The organism is Pseudomonas sp. (assembly GCF_030690725.1).
Lineage (GTDB): Bacteria > Pseudomonadota > Gammaproteobacteria > Pseudomonadales > Pseudomonadaceae > Aquipseudomonas.
Genome location: NZ_JAUYGD010000028.1, coordinates 1 through 18412, shown reverse-complemented (window position 1 = coordinate 18412; position 18412 = coordinate 1). Strand labels below are relative to the sequence as shown.

Sequence of the window (18412 nt, the reverse complement as noted above, 5' to 3'; positions counted from 1 at the left end):
ACGCCTTCGATTTACGCGAAGAGGGTGTCATCTTTACCCATGCCAACGCCGTAACCGGCCTGGAACTGGGTGCCGCGCTGACGCACGATGATGTTGCCAGGAATGATTTACTGGCCGCCATACATCTTCACGCCAAGGCGTTTGGCTTCTGAGTCGCGACCGTTGCGGGTACTACCGCCAGCTTTTTTGTGTGCCATGAGTTCAATACTCCTATAAAGGGATCAGACCGAAACGAATCAGGCCTGGATACCGGTGATTTTGATCTCGGTGTACCACTGACGGTGGCCCTGGCGCTTCATGTGGTGCTTACGACGACGGAACTTGATGATGGTGACCTTGTCGTGACGACCTTGAGCGATCACTTCAGCAACAACTTTTGCACCCTCAACAACCGGAGCGCCGATTTGCACGTCGTCGCCATTGCCGATCAGCAGAACACGGTCAAAAGTCACAGCTGTGCCAGTGGCCAGCTCGAGTTTTTCGACCTTGAGGAATTCGCCTTCGGTGACTTTGTATTGCTTGCCACCAGTAACAATTACTGCGTACATGGTAAATCTCCGTTAATCCTGCTCACCCAGCGCTTTATAGGAATAAGTGTCGGCTGGCATGGCTGCTTGGGGCCGGAAGGACACCCTTGCAATTGCGTAAGGCAGGGAAATACCCAGGGGGAAGTTCAGGGTGCGCGATTGTACGCAAGCAATCGACACCATGCAAGTGCGCCGAGCGCTTGCCTTGACAGCCCCTACCCTGCCCCCTAGCATGCCGCGCAACCCATGAGTAGCAGGTGCAAGCGATGCAACCCCAGGCTTTCTACCGCGTGGTGGCGGATGACTTTACCGCCGTCGACGGCATCATCCGCGCGCAACTGGTGTCGCGAGTCCCTCTGGTCGAGAAAATCGGCGACTATATTATCTCCGCTGGCGGCAAACGCCTGCGCCCGCTGCTGGTTCTGCTCAGCGGCAAGGCCCTAGGTCTGGACGGTGACAACCTGCGCCTGCTCGCTGCCACTATCGAATTTCTGCACACCGCCACTTTGCTGCACGACGACGTGGTCGACATGTCCGATATGCGCCGTGGCCGCAGCACCGCCAACGCCCAGTGGGGCAACGCACCGAGCGTGCTGGTCGGCGACTTCCTTTATTCGCGCTCGTTCGAAATGATGGTCGAGCTCGGCTCCATGCCGGTGATGAAGATCCTCTCAAAAGCCACCCGGGTGATTGCCGAAGGCGAAGTGCTGCAGCTGTCGAAGATTCGCGACGCCAGCACCAGCGAAGAAACCTATATGGAAGTCATCCGCGGCAAGACCGCGATGCTCTTCGAGGCCTCGACCCATAGCGCCGCTGCACTGGCCGGCGCCAACGCCGAACAGACCGAAGCTCTGCGCACCTTTGGCGACCACCTTGGCGTGGCCTTCCAACTGGTCGACGACCTGCTCGACTACCGCGGCGATGCAGCCAGCTTGGGCAAGAACGTCGGCGACGACCTGGCCGAAGGCAAACCGACCCTGCCGCTGATCTACACCATGCGCGAAGGCACGCCCGAGCAGGCGGCCCTGGTACGTCAGGCAATCCAGAAAGGCGGCATTGAGGACCTGGAAAGCATCCGCAACGCTGTCGAAGCTGCCGGCGCACTGGACTACACCGCCCAGCAAGCCCGTGACTACGCAGAGCGCGCCATCGCCTGCCTGGCTGCGCTGCCCGCCAGCGAATACCGCGACGCGCTGATCGAGCTCAGCCGCTTTGCCGTAGCCCGCACGCACTGACGCTCCCTGCGACAGACAAGAGCCCGTCCAAGTGACGGGCTTTTATTTGCGCGACGAAAGGCAGCGATTAATCCTTGCTATAAATATAATAAGAATTATTCTCATCTAACCACTTGAAAGGGAGATGAGTCATGACCTATCTGATCGATGCCTGGCTGGACCGCCCGCAGCCGTATCTACGCATTCTCAACCGCAATACCGGCGAAGTCTGCGCGCTGCTCAAGGAAGATGCGCTGGATGAGCTGCGTGATCAGGGCGATCTGGATCTGCACGAGCTGAACTCCAGCGAGCCGCTGGTGCTCAAGGAGTTGGTGCGCAATTTGTTTCTCTACTGCTACGCCCGGGCATTGCGCCCTTGAGTATCTGGGCTTAAACGCATCGCGGGCATGGCCCGCTCCTACACCAGACTTGCTGGAACCTCGTAGGAGCGGGCCATGCCCGCGAAGGAAAGCGCCTGAAACGTTAGAGAACGTCCAGCAGCTCCACGTCAAACACCAGCACGCTGTGCGGCGGGATGCTGCCCACGCCTTGCTCGCCGTAGGCCAGCTCGCTCGGCACGTACAGGCGCCACTTGCTGCCGGCATTCATCAGTTGCAGGGCTTCGGTCCAGCCGGCGATCACGCCGCCAACCGGAAACTCAGCCGGCTGGCCACGATCGTAGGAACTGTCGAACACAGTGCCGTCGATCAGGGTGCCGTGATAGTGGGTGCGTACGCTGTCTTCACGGGAAGGCTTGGCGCCTTCGCCTGCGGTCAGCACTTCATACTGCAGGCCGGAAGCCAGTACGGTGATGCCATCACGCTTGGCGTTTTCCGCCAGGAAGGCCAGGCCAGCACCAGCAGCGGCTTCAGCCTTGGCAGCGGCTTCGGCTTGCATGATGTCGCGGATGACTTTGAAGCTGGCCGACAGTTCGGTTTCGCTAACGCGGCTTGGCTGGCCGTTGAAGGCGTCAGTCAGGCCAGCCAGGATGGCGTCCAGGCTCACGCCCGGCGGCGGGTTGTCGCGCAGCTGACCACCCAGTTGACGGCCGATGCCGTAGCTGACGCGGGTTTCGTCAGTCGAGAGATTGAGTTCGGACATAGCACTGCTCCGCTAGGGGCTAAAAAAGGTCGGCCAGCCTAGCACAAACCGCCAGGCCGCCCTACCCGCCTGCCAAGCCCTGGCGATTGCGCCGGCAGCGCTCGGAGCAGTACTTCACCTCAGCCCAGCAACGCGCCCATTTCTTGCGCCAGGTAAAGGGCAGCCCGCAGACCGCGCAGGTTTTGACCGGCAGCTCGGCCTTTTTCACAGCGCCTCGCCCGCATCCAGCCGCGCCAGCAGCTGCTCGCCACGCGCCCACAGGCCCTGCTGCTTGGCTTCGCTCATCTTGTCCAGGCCGCGGTAGATCATGCCCAGTCGATGGTTACCCGACAGCTGCTGGCGGTGACGCATAAGGAAATGCCAATACAGCGCATTGAATGGACAGGCCTGCTCACCCACGCTTTCCGTGACCTTATAAGCGCAGTCGCCGCAATAGTTGGACATGCGCTTGATGTACTGACCACTGGCGCAGTAGGGCTTGGAGCCCAGGTAGCCGCCATCGGCGTGCATCACCATGCCCAAGGTATTGGGCAGCTCGACCCAATCGAAAGCATCCATATACACCGCCAGGTACCAGTCGCAGACCTGGCTGGGCTGGATGCCGGCCAGCAGGGCAAAGTTGCCGGTGACCATCAGCCGCTGGATATGGTGGGCATAGGCATGTTCTAGAGTCTGACCGATGGCCTGGCTCATGCATTTCATCCGGGTTTTGCCGGTCCAGTAGAACTCCGGCAACGGCCGAGTGTTGCCGAAGGCGTTACGCTCGGCGTACTCCGGCATATGCAGCCAGTAGATGCCGCGCACGTATTCGCGCCAGCCAATCAGCTGACGGATAAAGCCCTCCGCGGCGTTCAGCGGCACCTGACCGCGCCAGTAGGCCGCCTCGACATCGGCGCACAGGCGGCGCACATCCAGCAGGCCGATATTCAGCGCCGCGCTGATCCGCGCATGGAACAGAAACGGCTCACCGACCGCCATGGCGTCCTGATAATCACCAAAGGCCGGCAGGGCGAAATCGAGAAAGTGCTGCCACAGCGCCTCGGCCTCGGCGTGGGTCACCGGGTAGTCAAAAGACTCTAAGCTGCCGTAGTGATGACTGAAGCGCTCGGCCACCAGCGCCAGCACCTCCTCGGTAATGCCATCTGCCGGGAAACGCGCGGTCATCGGCGCCTTGATCTGTTTGGGCAGCGCCTTGCGGTTTTCCGCATCGAAGTTCCACGCACCGCCCACCGGGGTGCCGTCGCCATTGAGCAGCAAAGCGGTCTTGCGGCGCATCTCGCGATAGAAAAACTCCATGCGCAGCTGCTTGCGCCCCTCGGCCCAGCGCGCGAACTCGTCCCGGCCACAGATAAAGCGGCTGTCGGCATGCCACGTAATCGGCACGCCGCAGCGCTTGAGTTGATCTTCCAGGCGCCATTCGCCGCACTCGGTGATATGCACCTCAGCCGCCTGCAACTGCGCAGCCCAGCGCTGCAACTCGCCCGGCAGCGAGCCGCTGTTCTGTACATCATCCAGCTTGACGTAATGCACTCGCCAACCACGCTCACGCAGGGCCTCGGCAAAGTGGCGCATGGCACTGAAGATCAGCGCGATCTTCTGTGGGTGGTGCGGCACATAGTCGGTTTCCGCTGCCACCTCGGCGAGCAGCACGGCATCCTGTTGCGGGTCCAGGACCTGCAGGCTTGGCAGGTCGAAAGACAGCTGATCACCCAGCACCAGGGCAAGCCGGCGAATAGACATAGATGGCGTCGTTACCAGGAAGAATTAAAGGAAATCGGCACGCGCAAGGTGTCCTGGGTGCCGTCTTGCATGCCGCACATTTCGTCATGCACCACCGCGTGCACCAGGTGAAATGGCACGCGCGGCAGGTCGTGCAGCAGATCGCGGGCATGCTCGACCGAGCGCAGATGCAGGGTTTTGCCATGACCATCACTGAGCGGGTGGGCACGGCCATCCATATGCGCCTCCAGCAGGTAGATACCACCTTCGATAGAGATCAGGTTGAGCGCTTCGATATGCCCGGCTTGGGCGTGCAGCGACAGGTCTTGCAGGTTCATGGCGATGTCCTCGGCGGCCGAAGCTATACAAAAATCTATACAAATACAATTTTTGTACAACAACAGAAAAGCACAAGGCACAACGCAAACCGCCCGTCCGTTTTGCAACGACCGGGCGGCGGGAACGCATAAGAAAGGGCTCAGCTCGATTCGTACTTGGTCAGCTTATCCAGATAACCCATGGCGAAGGCCGAAAGGACGAAGGCCATGTGAATGATCACGTACCACATCAACTTGCTGTCGGGGATGTTCTGCGCATTCATAAAGACTTTGAGCAGATGGATCGAGGAGATCGCCACGATAGAGGCCGCCACTTTCATCTTCAGCGAGCTGGAGTCCATCTTGCCCAGCCAGCTGAGCTTCTCGGTACCTTCCTTGATATCCAGTTGGGAAACAAAGTTCTCGTAACCGGAAATCATCACCATCACCAACAGGCCACCGACCAGCGCCATATCGATCAGCGAGAGGATCACCAGAATCAGGTCCGCCTCGGCCATGCCAAAGACGTTGGGCAGAATATGGAAGACTTCCTGAAAGAACTTCAGCGCCAGCGCCAGCAGACCCAGCGAGAGGCCGAAATAGATGGGGGCCAGCAGCCAGCGCGAGGCATACATGGCATTTTCGATAAAGCGTTCCATAAGGGCTCACTCAGGGTTTAAAACTGCCGGCGAGTATACCCAGCGCCCTCGCCGAGACAACCCTGGAATGTGCTAATCGATGACCGCTCAGGTTATCCCCGGCAACTGTGGATAACCTTGTGGGCAGGCTCAGGATCAATGGCTGTAAGCCAGCTCTGCGCAGGGTTTGCGCGGACTAATCAAATACTCGGCAATTGCCCGCTCAGGTTTCCGGCTGAAACTGGTAATCACCCAGATGGTGGCCGCGTTCGCCGTTCAAACGGCGCAGCTCGGCCTGGATATGCAGGCGCCAGATCGGCACATCGGTGGATTGCTCGTAACCCATGCCGTGCAGGTTTTCGGCGATATCGGTGAGGATACTTTCGGCGGCGAAAGCCCCGTGGAATGGGCCTTGCGCTTTAATCGTGGAAGGCTGCGCACCGGCCATGCCAGCGGCGCAGATCAGCGTCCAGAGGCCCTTGTTACCGGCCAGCGGCAACACCACGCATTCGATACGAGTATCCAGGCCCAGACAGTGACGCGTGAGATTGAGGCTGCGCGACATGGCGACGACCCTCTCGGGAGCAGGCCTTCAGCCTACACCCGAGCAAGCGCCGCTGGGAAGCCAACAGTTACCCCCGCTAGCTGTGGATAACTGTGTGGATGAAGTGAGGAAAAGCCGGCCAGAGCCAGGCGCACGGGCCGGCGGCGCAATTCGCTCAGTGACCGACCAGCCACCGGGCGAATTGCCTGCGCCATGCGGTCATTCAGCCGCCGGCTTTTTCGCCCGTGGCTTCTTCTCCTTGACCGCAGCAGCCGGTTCTTCATTCTTCGGCTCTTCCTTGTCGTCCTCTTCCATACCCATGGCGGCGATATCGCGCAGGCGCTCAACCACCCGCGCATTGACGCTACCCGCCGGGAATTGCCCCTGCTCATTGGGCGACCCGGCGTCCGCACCGACCAACAGGCTCAACGCCTCATCGACCTGACGCACGGCGTAGATATGGAACTGCCCGGCGCGCACTGCCTGCAGCACACGCTCGTCGAGCATCAAGGTGGTGACGTTGGAGTGCGGGATGATCGCGCCCTGCTCGCCGGTCAGACCGCGGGCCTCACACAGGCGGAAGAAGCCTTCGATCTTCTCATTGACCCCGCCCACTGCCTGCACTTCACCGAACTGATTGATCGAGCCGGTGATGGCGAAGCACTGCTTGAGCGGGGTGCGCGACAACGCAGAGATCAGCGTGCAGACCTCGCCGAGCGAGGCGCTGTCGCCGTCGACATAGCCGTAAGACTGCTCCAGGGCGATGCTCGCGGATATTTCCAGGGGGAACTCCTGGGCATAACGGCTACCGAGGTAGCCGGTGAGGATCATCACGCCCTTGGAGTGAATCGGCTGACCGAGGTTGACCTCGCGCTCGATGTCGACAATGCCGCTGCCGCCCGGATAGACCGTGGCGGAAATCCGCGCCGGCACGCCGAAGGCCGAATCGCCGACTTCCAGCACGGTCAGGCCGTTGCACTTGCCCACGGCCGCGCCGGCGGTGTCGATCAGGATAATCCCGGCCAGCATGTCATCGATGATCCGCGCCGATACGCGACCGGTGCGAGTGGCCTTGGCTTTCAGGGCGCGCTCGATATGCCCGGCATCGGTCACCTCATCCCCGGCCAGGCTGCGGATAAAGTCGGCTTCGCTGACCAGCTGGAACAGATCACCAATCCGCGCCGACAAACGTCCCTGGTGCTCGGCCAGGCGCGCACTGTAGGTCGCTACCCGTGCCACCGCCGCCGCTGTCAGCGGTGCCATGCCCTCTTCCGAGGTGCGAGTCTTCATCAGCTGGGCGAACTGCTCCAGGCTGTCGTCGGCCAGCGGAATGTCTTCATCGAAGTCGACCAGGACGCGGAACATCTCCTGGAAGTCCGGATCGAGGTCCTGCAGCGTGTAATACAGCTGACGCGAGCCGATGATCACCACCTTGAGGTGCAGTGGAATCATCTGCGGGGTCAGGGTCACGGTGGCGATGCGGCCGAGGTCACCCAGCGGTGACTCCATCTTCAGCTGCCGCGATTGCAGGGCGCGCTTGAGCGCATCCCAGACAAACGGCTCGCCGAGCATCTTCTCGGCTTCGAGAATCAGAAAACCGCCGTTGGCGCGGTGCAGCGCACCGGGGCGCAGCTGGCGGTAGCTGGTGTAGAGCGCGCCCTGATCGGTGTTGTATTCGATGCGGCCGAACAGGTTGTCGTAGGTCGGGTGCGGCTCGAACACCACCGGCGCGCCGCCCTGGGCGTGATGACCAACCACCAGGCTCGGGCAGTACTGCTCTTCGAGTAGCTTGCGCGTCTGCGCATCAGCTTTTTCCACTTCGACCAGCTGATCGACCACGGTTTTCAGCAGATTGACCTGCACCGCCTGCAGGTAGGCGCAGACCCCGGCGTTTTCCGCATACTTCTGCGACAGCGGCGCAAGCAGCGGCTGCAGGGCGATGGTGATGGTTTCTTCATTAAGCTGACGCAGCAGGTTGCTCGACTCGCGCTTCCACTGCGGCAGGCTGGACAGCTCCTCGTTGAGGCGCTCTTCCAGGGTGGCGATATCGGCATGGAAGCGCTCGCGCTCGGCTTCCGGCAACTGGGCAAACTCGGCCTCATCCAGCGCCTTGCCATCGAGCATCGGGGTGAAGGCGATATTGCTGCTGTCACGGTACAGAGCGACGCTCTTTTCCAGCGACAGGCGCTCGACCACATCCAGCGCCTGGTCGTAGCGCTTGTTGAAGGCGCGGTCGATGGCGTTCTTTTTCTGCTGGAACGAGGGGTGCTCAAACACCGCCGGGAAGGTCGCCAGCAGGTTATCGATCAGCCCGTTGATATCGGCGAGAAACTCGCCAGCAGTACCGGACGGCAGCTCCAGCGCGCGCGGCTCGCGCGGCTCATCGAAATGGTTGACGTAGACCCGGTCAGCCGGGGTCTCCAGGCGCTTGGCTTCAGCCTTGAGGTAGCGTTTGACGAAGGAAAAGCGGCCGGTGCCGGGCTCGCCCATAACAAATACGTTATAACCGGGGCGCGGCATCGCCACGCCGAACTGCAGCGCCTCGACGGCGCGCTCCTGGCCCAATACGCCACGGAAGGGTTCCAGGTCTTCGGTATTGCTGAAGTTGAACTGCTCAGGGGAAAAGGGACGGGTAAGTGCTTCAGGTGCCAACCGCAAATGGGCTGCGACGGAGTCTGGCATTGGAAATCCTTGGACGGGGGCCTGGTGGAAATCATGGCCGCATCGGCCCGCATCCACAAGCCATAAGGATGATCCTGAGCAAGTGAAATCCTGCGCCCATGCACTACAGTGCCCTCAGTCTTAACAGGAAGCCTGCCCATGAGTCTTTTCCAGGAAGTCGCCATACTGCTGGCCCTGTCAGCCCTGGTCGGCGGCATTGCGGTGAAGCTGCGCCAGCCGCTGATCATTGCCTACATCCTGGTGGGCATCCTCGCCGGCCCGGCGGTACTGGGTCTGAGCAGCGAAAACGAGCCGCTGCAGCTGCTCGCGGAGATCGGCATCACCGTGCTGCTGTTCGTGGTCGGCCTCAAGCTGGACATGCGCCTGGTGCGCACCCTCGGCCCGGTAGCCCTGGCCACCGGCCTGGGTCAGCTGACCTTCACCATCGTCTTCGGTTATGGCCTGTGTTACCTGCTGGGCCTGGAATGGCTGACGGCGCTGTATGTGGCCGTAGCGCTGACGTTCTCCAGCACCATCATCATCGTCAAGCTGCTCTCCGACAAAGGCGAGATCGACTCGCTGCACGGGCGCATCGCCATGGGTTTCCTGATTGTGCAGGACATTGCCGTGGTGCTGGCCATGCTCGGCCTCAACCTGTATCAACCGAGCAGCGCCGAACAGCCCGGCATGCACCCGCTGTTGCTCGCAGCCACCCTGCTGGGCAGCCTGGGCGTGCTGTTTCTGCTGATGCGTTACGCCCTGCCGCGCCTGCTGAATATGATGGCCGACTCACCGGAACTGCTGATGCTGATGGCCATCGCCTGGGGCACCTTGCTGGCAGCCGGTGCCGACTCGCTGGGCCTGTCCAAGGAAATCGGCGCGTTTCTCGCGGGGTTCTCTCTGGCCTCGACCTCGCTGCGTGAAGCGGTGGCCAGCCGCCTGACCAGCCTGCGCGACTTCCTGTTGCTGTTCTTCTTTCTGCACCTGGGCCTGCAGCTGGACTTTGCCCATATTCACGGGCAGATCGGCAGTGCGCTGATCCTCTCGGCCTTTGTGCTGATCGGCAACCCGCTGATCGTCATGGCCATCATGGGCTGGATGGGCTATCGCAAGCGCACCGGCTTTATGGCCGGGCTGACCGTGGCGCAGATCAGCGAGTTCTCGATCATCTTTGTCGCCATGGGCATCGGCCTCGGCCATGTTGGCCAGGACGCCCTGGGCCTGACCACCCTGGTGGGGCTGATCACCATCACCCTGTCGACCTACATGATTCTCTATGCGCAGCCGCTGTTCGCCCGCTTATCGCCCTGGCTGGGGCCGTTCGAGCGGCATATCCCGCACCGGGAAAACGCCGACGACAATGCGCCCACCGGTGAACAGCCGGACATCATCGTCTATGGCATGGGCCGCTACGGGCGCAAACTGGCCGAGCAGCTGGAGCTGGGCGGACGCCGCGTGCTCGGCGTAGATTTCGACCCGCAGGCCCTCGCCCAGGCGCGCGAAGAAGGGCTTAACGCCTGCTACGGCGACGCCGAGGATGCCGACTTTCTCAGCCATATGCCGCTGGGCCACGCCCAGGCACTGATCAGCACCATCCCCCAGCGCGAGGTCAACGCCATTCTGTTTCGCGCCTTACGCAGCGCGGCATTCAAGGGCCAAATCACCCTCAGCGCATTTCGTGCCGGTGATGCCGAAGCACTGCATCATGCGGGCGCGGCCAGCGTGTTGCGGCCGTACAGCGACGCGGCAGAAACTGCGGCGCGGCGCTTGCTGGAAGAAATCAAAAAGGTCTGAGCCTGACCGGCAGCGGCCGGCGCGCACAAACAAAAACGGAGCCTTGCGGCTCCGTTTTGTATTGCGGCGTGGCTTATTGGGCCAACTTCTTGTAACGCACCCGGTGCGGCTGCGCGGCAGCATCGCCCAGGCGTTTTTTACGGTCAGCTTCGTACTCGGTGTAGTTGCCTTCGAAGAACTCGATATGCGAGTCGTCTTCGTACGCCAGGATGTGGGTCGCCACGCGATCCAGGAACCAGCGATCGTGAGAGATCACAATGGCGGCGCCAGGGAAGTCGAGCAGTGCTTCTTCCAGGGAACGCAGGGTTTCCACGTCGAGGTCGTTGGACGGTTCGTCCAGCAGCAGCACGTTGGCGCCCTCTTTCAGGGTCAGCGCCAGGTGCAGACGGCCACGCTCACCACCGGAGAGGTCCTTGACGAACTTCTGCTGATCGCCGCCCTTGAAGTTGAAGCGGCCGACATAGGTGCGCGACGGCACTTCATAGTTGCCGATCTTGATCATGTCGGAGCCGCCGGACACGGCTTCCCACACGGTCTTGCTGCCGTCGAGGTCGTCGCGGCTCTGGTCAACGCAGGCCAACTGCACGGTTTCACCGATCTCGATGCTGCCCGAGTCCGGTTGCTCCTTGCCCATCAGCATGCGGAACAGGGTCGACTTACCGGCACCGTTACCGCCGATCACGCCGACGATGGCGCCCTTGGGCATGCTGAACGACAGGTTGTCGATCAGCGCGCGGTCACCGTAGCCCTTGCTGACGTTGACGAAGTCGATGACCTTGTCGCCCAGACGCGGGCCGACCGGGATATAGATTTCGTTGGTCTCGCTGCGCTTCTGGAATTCCTGCGACTGCATTTCTTCGAAACGCTGCAGACGTGCCTTGGATTTCGACTGACGAGCTTTGGCGCCTTTGCGCACCCACTCCAGCTCTTCCTTCATGGCCTTTTCATGGGCCGACTGCTGCTTGGATTCCTGGGCCAGACGATCCGACTTGGCTTCCAGCCAGCCGGAATAGTTGCCCTCGTAAGGAATACCGGCGCCGCGGTCGAGTTCGAGAATCCAGCCGGCGACGTTATCCAGGAAGTAACGGTCGTGGGTGATCGCCACTACGGTGCCCGGGAAGTCGTGGAGGAAGTGCTCCAGCCAGGCCACCGAGTCGGCGTCCAGGTGGTTGGTGGGTTCGTCCAGCAGCAACATGTCCGGCGCCGACAGCAGCAGGCGGCACAGGGCCACACGACGCTTCTCACCACCGGACAGTACGCCGACCTTGGCGTCCCAGGCCGGCAGGCGCAGGGCGTCGGCGGCGACTTCCAGTTGGCGTTCGAGGTTGTGGCCGTCGCTGGTCTGCAGAATGGCTTCGAGCTTGGCCTGTTCGGCGGCCAGTTTGTCGAAGTCGGCATCCGGCTCGGCGTAAGCGGCGTAGACCTGATCCAGACGCGCCTGGGCGTCCTTGATCTGGCTCACGGCCTCTTCCACCACTTCACGCACAGTCTTGCTCGGGTCGAGCTGCGGCTCCTGCGGCAGGTAGCCGATATTCAGCTCCGGCATCGGACGGGCTTCGCCGTCGAACTCGGTGTCGACGCCAGCCATGATCTTCAGCAGGGTGGATTTACCCGAGCCGTTAAGGCCGAGCACGCCGATCTTCGCGCCTGGGAAGAACGACAGGGAGATGTTCTTGAGGATTTCCCGCTTCGGCGGTACGACTTTGCCGAGCCGATGCATGGTGTAAACGTATTGAGCCATGATGACCTTGGTTCTGGGTTGAAACGAAAGAGAAGCCGCCAACTGATGCGTGCAGCCTGAGGCTACACGGCGGGGACGGAGCCGCCAGGCGCTACCTGCGCAGCATCCTGTGCATACAGTCACGCGCGCGTGCGACAAAGCTACCGGAATGCGCCGAGCAGGGCAAACGACGCTCGTCGGCGGCGCTGGCACTTTGCCACGGTTATGGCATGCTAGCCGCCCCCTGCCTGCCGGCCGTTCTGCGCACCCGCCAGGGACCAGCCCATCGCCGCCCAGCCCCCAGGATGTAAGTCTTTGCCAACAGTCACGCCCCCAACCACAGCGCATACACCCGGCACTCCGCCGGCTGAGGCGATGCGTGGGCCGACCCGTGGTGCACTGGTGGTGCTGGTACTGAGCATGCTGGTGTTGCTGCTCTGGCAGCTGCGCCAGGAATCCCAACAGCTGCTCGACAACCAGCGCCAGCTTGGCCTGGCCTACAGCTCGCAGCTGGCCAATCACCTGGGCCTGAATATGGAGCTCAAGGCCAGCGCCGGCCAGGCCCTGCTGCAAACCCATGTGCTGCCGCCGAGTAATTCCGATGAACTGGAAGAACTGCTGCACACCCTGCGCGGCGTATTCCCAACGCTGCGCAGCCTGGCCTGGCTGAATGGCCAGGGCCGGATCATCGCCGACAGCCATACGCCCAGCGAAGATGCGCTGTACCTGGCCGAGCTGCTGCAACGCGGCGGTAGCGAAAGCTTCTTCTATACCTTCAGCGCCAACGACCACGGGCGCATCTACCTGCTGCTGCGGCATAACCCCGACAGCGCCGCCAGTGGCTACTGGGTGTTGCGCCTGACCAATCGGGCGCTGGCCAGCTGGCTGCAGGAGCATCATCAGAGCCCACACCAATGGCAGCTGGAAGACCGCAATGCGCAACGGGTGATTGCCAGTAACACGGCCCAGGGCGCCAACAGTTCATCGGTTGCGCCGCCGGTCACCGCCGAGAACCTCGACCAGAGCCTGCTGGAAACCCCGCTCAAGGGTAGCGACTGGCAGCTGCGGGCACTGTTCAACGAGCGCAAGGTGCGCGCCCAGCAACTGCCGCAACAGGCCAGCAAGCTGCTGCTGTTTATCCTCTGCGCCACCCTCACGCTGCTGGCGCTGTATCGCCTGCTGAACGAGCAGCGCAGCCTGCATGCACTGAATACCGCCTCACGGCGCTCGTTGCAGCAGGCCGCCAGCGTGCTCGGCGCCATCGAGGAGCGCGTGCTGGTGACCGACAGCAACGGCCAGCTGCAGTACCTCAACCCGCAGGCCGAGGCGATGTTTGGCCTGAGCAACGACGAGGCGCGCAACTGGCACCTGCTCAAACTGCTGCCGCGTCTCGACCCGCTGCTGCTGCACGACACCGCGCTGCACAACGACCTCGGCCCGGACCTGGTGGAAATCCAGCAGAACGGCGTCGCCCACCTCTACGACATCAGCCGCAGCGACTTGAGCGAAGACAACAAGCGCACCGGTTTTGTCTGGGTGCTGCGCGATGTCACCGAAGAACAGCACGCCTCCCATGTGCTGCAGGAAACCCGGCGGCGTTATCAGGACATCTTCGACGGCACCGGCACCGCCCTCTGCGTGCTCGACCTGGCCGAGCTGCAGCGCTATCTGCAACAGCAGCAACTGCGCAACATGACCAGCCTGCAACGCTGGCTGGACGAAGACCCGCAGCACCACAGCGAACTCTGTCAGCGCCTGCGCCTGACCGAAACCAACCAGGTGGCCCTGCAACTGCTCGGCGTCGACTCCAACCAGCAAGCCTGGCAGCACCTATTCAACAGCGGCCCGCTGCGCCTGGATGGCTTTCGCATGCAGCTGATCAGCGCCCTGCTCAGCGGCAGCGGCCAGCTGGAAATGGAACGCCAGATCCTTACCCCGCAAGGCTATGAGCGCCACCTTTGGCTGCTGCTGCGCCTGCCGGAAAGCATCGACGACCTGCAGGCCGTGACCCTCAGCATCAGCGACATCACCAACCGCAAGCGCATCGAAACCTCGCTGATCGAGCGCGAGCGCTTCTGGTCCGATGTGGTCAGCGCGGTGCCCGACACCATTTATGTGCACGACATCGCCGGCAAGCGGGTGATGTACAGCAACAACCACCTCGGCCCGCAATTGGGCTACAGCAAGGCGGAAATTCAACAGCTCGGCGAGCGGCTGTGGGAGAAGATTCTGCATCCCGACGATGTCGAGCTGTACCAGCGCATGCGCAATATCCAGCAGGTACAGGGCAACGGCCTGCTGATGCAGTTCGAGCTGCGCTGGCGGCACCGCAACGGCAGCTGGCACTGGTTCGATATCCGCGAGCAGGCCCTGGCGCGCGATGCCAAGGGCCGAGTCAGCCGGCTGATCGGCGTGGCCAAGGACATCACCGAACAGATCACCCACAGCGAATCCCTGCGCACCAGCGAGCAGCGTTATCGCCTGCTGGCGGAAAGCATCAGCGACGTGATCTTCTCCACCGACGCCCAGCTGCAGCTCAACTACGTCAGCCCCTCGGTGATGCCGGTGCTCGGCTATGACAGCGAGTGGGCGCTGACCAACGGCTTCCAGAGCCTGGCCACCAACCCACGTCAGCTGAGCGGCTTCTACGCCCTGCTCGACCGCGTGCGCAACGCTTTGGGCGACCCACAACGACTGGCCGAACTGCGCGCCGAGTTTCTGCCGCAGCTGTTCGTCTTCGATGCACTGCGCGCCGATGGCCAGAAAATCCCGGTGGAGCTGCGCCTGGTGCCGATGTGGGATGACAGTGGGCGCTTCGAAGGCCTGCTCGGCGTCGGTCGTGATATCAGCCTGCAGCGCCGCGCGGAGAAAGACCTGCGCATGGCCGCCACGGTATTCGAGCACTCCACCGCGGCGATTCTGGTCACCGACCCGGCCGGCTATATCGTGCAGGTCAACAATGCCTTCAGCCGGGTCAGCGGTTACAGCTCCAAGCAGATTCTCGACCAGCTGCCGAGCATGCTCACCGCCGACACCCAGCAGGCCAGCCATCTGGCCTATGTGATCAAACAGCTCAACCAGCAGGGCAGCTGGGAGGGCGAGGTGTGGCTCAAGCGCAAGAGCGGCGAGAAATTCCCGGCCTGGGTCGGCATCACGGCGGTCAGAGACGATGAAGGCGATCTGGTCAGCTACGTGTGCTTCTTCAGCGATATCAGCGAGCGCAAGGCCAGCGAACAGCGCATCCACCGCTTGGCCTACTACGACGCCCTGACCCAGCTGCCCAACCGCACGCTGTTCCAGGACCGTCTGCACAGCGCCCTGCAACATGGCGAACGGCACCAGGAGTGGGTGGTGCTGATGTTCCTCGACCTCGACCGCTTCAAGCCGATCAACGACTCCCTCGGCCACGCCGCCGGCGACCGCATGCTCAAGGAAGTGGCGGTGCGCCTGTGCGCCTGTGTGGACAGTGACGACACCGTGGCACGCATGGGCGGCGACGAATTCACCCTGCTGCTGCAATCCCAGAGCCAGCGTGAGGTCGCGCTGACCCGCGCGATCCACGTCGGCGAGCAGATTCTCGCCAGCCTGGCGCAGCCATTTATTCTCGAAGGCCGCGAGTTCTTCGTCACCGCCAGTATCGGTATCGCCCTCAGCCCCCAGGACGGCAACGAGCTGAGCCAACTGATGAAGAACGCCGACACGGCGATGTATCACGCCAAGGAGCGCGGCAAGAACAACTTCCAGTTCTACCAGGCCGACATGAATGCCAGCGCCCTGCAGCGCCTGGAGCTGGAGAGCGACCTGCGCCACGCCCTCGAACAGGGCGAGTTCAAACTGTATTACCAGCCGCAGTTCTCCGGCGACGGCAAACGCCTGACCGGCGCCGAAGCGTTGCTGCGCTGGCAGCATCCGCAGCGCGGTCTGGTGCCACCGAATGACTTTATTCCGGTGCTCGAAGAGCTGGGCCTGGTGGTGCAGGTCGGCGACTGGGTGCTGCGCGAAGCCTGCCGCCAGCTAGCCGAATGGCACGAGGCGAAGATTCGCGTACCGAAGATTTCGGTCAACCTCTCGGCCCGTCAGTTTGCCGAAGGCGACCTGCACGAACGGATCGCGCAGATTCTTCAGCACAGCGGCATTCCAGCTGGCTGCCTGGAGCTGGAACTGACTGAAAGCATCCTGATGGAAGACGTGGCCAACGCCATGCAGACCCTCAGCAGCCTGAAGAAACTCGGCGTATTTATCGCCATCGACGACTTCGGTACCGGCTACAGCTCGCTGAACTACCTCAAGCAGTTCCCCATCGACGTGCTGAAGATCGACCGCAGCTTTGTCGACGGCCTGCCCCACGGCGAGCAGGACGGGCAGATTGCCCGGGCGATCATCGCCATGGCCCACAGCCTCAACCTCACGGTAATCGCCGAAGGCGTGGAAACCCTGGCCCAGCTGGATTTCCTGCGCGGCCACGACTGCGACGAAGTGCAGGGCTTCCTGCTCGGCCGGCCAATGCCGGCGCACCAGTTCACCGCGCTGTTTACCGGCACCGCGCTGTTTATGCTGGGCTGAAGCGCACCCGCGCATGAGCCCCGCTTGTCCGCCAGATGACCACGCTTCATATGCCTGTTTAGTGCGGATGAGGTAGAATTCGCCCCCTCTTTCTACCGCCCAGCTGATTTTCTCAGGGGAATGCTATGTTCAGCCGTGATTTGACTATCGCCCGTTATGACGCCGAATTGTTTGCCGCGATGGAGCAGGAAGCCCAGCGCCAGGAACATCACATCGAGCTGATCGCCTCGGAGAACTACACCAGCCCAGCGGTGATGGAAGCCCAGGGCTCGGTACTGACCAACAAGTACGCCGAAGGCTACCCAGGCAAGCGTTACTACGGTGGTTGCGAATACGTCGACATCGTCGAGCAGCTGGCCATCGACCGCGCCAAGCAGCTGTTCGGCGCCGACTACGCCAACGTCCAACCGCACTCCGGTTCGCAAGCTAACAGCGCCGTGTATATGGCCCTGCTGGAAGCCGGTGACACCGTTCTGGGCATGAGCCTGGCCCACGGCGGCCACCTGACCCACGGCGCCAGCGTCAGCTTCTCCGGCAAGATGTACAACGCCGTGCAGTACGGCATCGACAACGTCACCGGCCTGATCGACTACGACGAAGTCGAGCGCCTGGCCGTTGAGCACAAGCCAAAGATGATCATCGCCGGCTTCAGCGCCTACTCGCAGGTGCTCGACTTCCCACGCTTCCGCGCCATCGCGGACAAAGTCGGCGCTTACCTGTTTGTCGACATGGCTCACGTAGCCGGTCTGGTTGCTGCGGGTGTGTACCCGAACCCGGTGCCGTTTGCCGACGTGGTCACCACCACCACTCACAAAACCCTGCGCGGCCCGCGCGGCGGCCTGATCCTCGCCCGTGCTAACGAAGCGCTGGAGAAGAAATTCAACTCCGCCGTATTCCCAGGCGGCCAAGGCGGCCCGTTGGAGCATGTAATCGCCGCCAAGGCCGTGTGCTTCAAGGAAGCCCTGCAGCCTGAGTTCAAGGCCTACCAGCAGCAAGTGATCAAGAACGCCCAGGCCATGGCCAGCGTGTTTATCGAAAACGGCTACGACGTGGTCTCCGGCGGTACTGAAAACCACCTGTTCCTGCTGTCCCTGATCAAGCAGGACATCACCGGTAAAGACGCCGACGCCGCCCTGGGCCGCGCCTTTATCACTGTGAACAAGAACAGCGTACCGAACGACCCACGCTCGCCGTTCGTCACCTCGGGCCTGCGCATCGGCACCCCAGCCGTGACCACCCGCGGCTTCAAGGAAGACGAGTGCCGCGCACTGGCTGGCTGGATCTGCGAGATCCTCGCCAACCTGGGCGACGATGCGGTTGAAGCGCGCGTACGCGAGCAAGTCAAAGCGGTCTGCGCCAAGTTCCCGGTTTACGGCAACTAATCAGCAGCTGCTGCTAAAAAGCCCGCCTCTTGGCGTAAGGCTGTTCACATAAGAAAAATGCCGCTTCGCCCTTGCCAGGGAAGCGGCATTTCTTTGTGCTCACCACCGTAGGATGGGTGCTAACCCATCAATTGGCTGATGGGTTAGCACCCATCCTACGGCCTGAACCACTGCCAAAGACTTAGAGCGAGGAAGATTTCAAAGCCCGCCGCTCTATAGGGCGTAAAGCGGC

Annotated in this window: 14 protein-coding genes and 1 pseudogene; 5 read left to right on the top strand and 10 right to left on the bottom strand. The window is 62.0% G+C overall.

Annotated features, from left to right (window positions below; genetic code table 11):
• Window positions 1-14: 14 nt before the first annotated feature.
• Both rpmA and rplU read right to left on the bottom strand, forming a co-directional pair.
• Window positions 15-197: pseudogene (gene rpmA, locus Q8O69_RS05190) on the bottom strand (50S ribosomal protein L27); the annotation flags it as partial.
• A 39-nt stretch (window positions 198-236) separates the two neighbouring features.
• Entirely contained in the window at window positions 237-548 is a 312-nt protein-coding gene (gene rplU, locus Q8O69_RS05185) for a 50S ribosomal protein L21 (protein WP_275960655.1), read from the bottom strand.
• A 245-nt stretch (window positions 549-793) separates the two neighbouring features.
• Here rplU and Q8O69_RS05180 point away from each other — a divergent pair, with 245 nt between their 5' ends.
• Window positions 794-1762, top strand: coding sequence for a polyprenyl synthetase family protein (locus tag Q8O69_RS05180; protein ID WP_305590127.1), 969 nt, complete (start codon window positions 794-796; stop codon window positions 1760-1762).
• Between the two features lie 131 nt (window positions 1763-1893).
• The gene (locus Q8O69_RS05175; RefSeq protein WP_090249418.1) at window positions 1894-2121 is read left to right on the top strand and encodes a hypothetical protein; all 228 of its coding nucleotides are present in this window, start codon (window positions 1894-1896) and stop codon (window positions 2119-2121) included.
• A 103-nt stretch (window positions 2122-2224) separates the two neighbouring features.
• On the opposite strand, the gene Q8O69_RS05170 is transcribed toward Q8O69_RS05175, so the two are convergent.
• The 7 genes from Q8O69_RS05170 to Q8O69_RS05140 form a co-directional block, all read right to left on the bottom strand.
• Window positions 2225-2842: an FKBP-type peptidyl-prolyl cis-trans isomerase gene (locus Q8O69_RS05170; RefSeq protein ID WP_305590124.1), complete on the bottom strand. Its 618-nt coding sequence runs from the start codon at window positions 2840-2842 to the stop codon at window positions 2225-2227.
• Window positions 2843-2903: 61 nt separating this feature from the next.
• The gene (locus tag Q8O69_RS05165) at window positions 2904-3050 is read right to left on the bottom strand and encodes a DUF2256 domain-containing protein (protein ID WP_305590122.1); all 147 of its coding nucleotides are present in this window, start codon (window positions 3048-3050) and stop codon (window positions 2904-2906) included.
• A complete protein-coding gene (locus Q8O69_RS05160) occupies window positions 3047-4582 on the bottom strand; it encodes a cryptochrome/photolyase family protein (protein WP_305590120.1) in 1536 nt (511 codons plus the stop codon). The genes Q8O69_RS05165 and Q8O69_RS05160 overlap by 4 nt, the downstream gene beginning before the upstream one ends.
• Before the next feature lie 11 nt (window positions 4583-4593).
• Complete coding sequence (locus tag Q8O69_RS05155; RefSeq protein ID WP_305590118.1) at window positions 4594-4899, bottom strand: DUF6482 family protein; 306 nt, start codon at window positions 4897-4899, stop codon at window positions 4594-4596.
• Between the two features lie 140 nt (window positions 4900-5039).
• Window positions 5040-5537, bottom strand: coding sequence for a TIGR00645 family protein (locus tag Q8O69_RS05150; protein ID WP_304866230.1), 498 nt, complete (start codon window positions 5535-5537; stop codon window positions 5040-5042).
• A gap of 202 nt (window positions 5538-5739) precedes the next feature.
• Window positions 5740-6081 carry a hypothetical protein gene (locus Q8O69_RS05145; protein ID WP_275960649.1) on the bottom strand — a complete coding sequence of 114 codons (342 nt, stop codon included), beginning with the start codon at window positions 6079-6081 and terminating at the stop codon, window positions 5740-5742.
• A gap of 198 nt (window positions 6082-6279) precedes the next feature.
• On the bottom strand, window positions 6280-8742 hold the full coding sequence (locus tag Q8O69_RS05140) for a Lon protease family protein (RefSeq protein WP_305590116.1): 2463 nt from the start codon (window positions 8740-8742) through the stop codon (window positions 6280-6282).
• Window positions 8743-8880: 138 nt separating this feature from the next.
• On the opposite strand from Q8O69_RS05140, the gene Q8O69_RS05135 reads away from it, so the two are divergent.
• A complete protein-coding gene (locus tag Q8O69_RS05135; protein WP_305590114.1) occupies window positions 8881-10515 on the top strand; it encodes a cation:proton antiporter in 1635 nt (544 codons plus the stop codon).
• A 73-nt stretch (window positions 10516-10588) separates the two neighbouring features.
• On the opposite strand, the gene ettA is transcribed toward Q8O69_RS05135, so the two are convergent.
• The gene (gene ettA, locus Q8O69_RS05130) at window positions 10589-12256 is read right to left on the bottom strand and encodes an energy-dependent translational throttle protein EttA (RefSeq protein WP_305590112.1); all 1668 of its coding nucleotides are present in this window, start codon (window positions 12254-12256) and stop codon (window positions 10589-10591) included.
• Window positions 12257-12610: 354 nt separating this feature from the next.
• Here ettA and Q8O69_RS05125 point away from each other — a divergent pair, with 354 nt between their 5' ends.
• Both Q8O69_RS05125 and glyA read left to right on the top strand, forming a co-directional pair.
• Window positions 12611-16798 (top strand): EAL domain-containing protein, encoded by a 4188-nt coding sequence (locus Q8O69_RS05125; protein ID WP_305590110.1) that lies wholly within the window; start codon window positions 12611-12613, stop codon window positions 16796-16798.
• A gap of 125 nt (window positions 16799-16923) precedes the next feature.
• Window positions 16924-18180: a serine hydroxymethyltransferase gene (glyA, locus tag Q8O69_RS05120; RefSeq protein ID WP_305590108.1), complete on the top strand. Its 1257-nt coding sequence runs from the start codon at window positions 16924-16926 to the stop codon at window positions 18178-18180.
• Window positions 18181-18412: the final 232 nt, after the last annotated feature.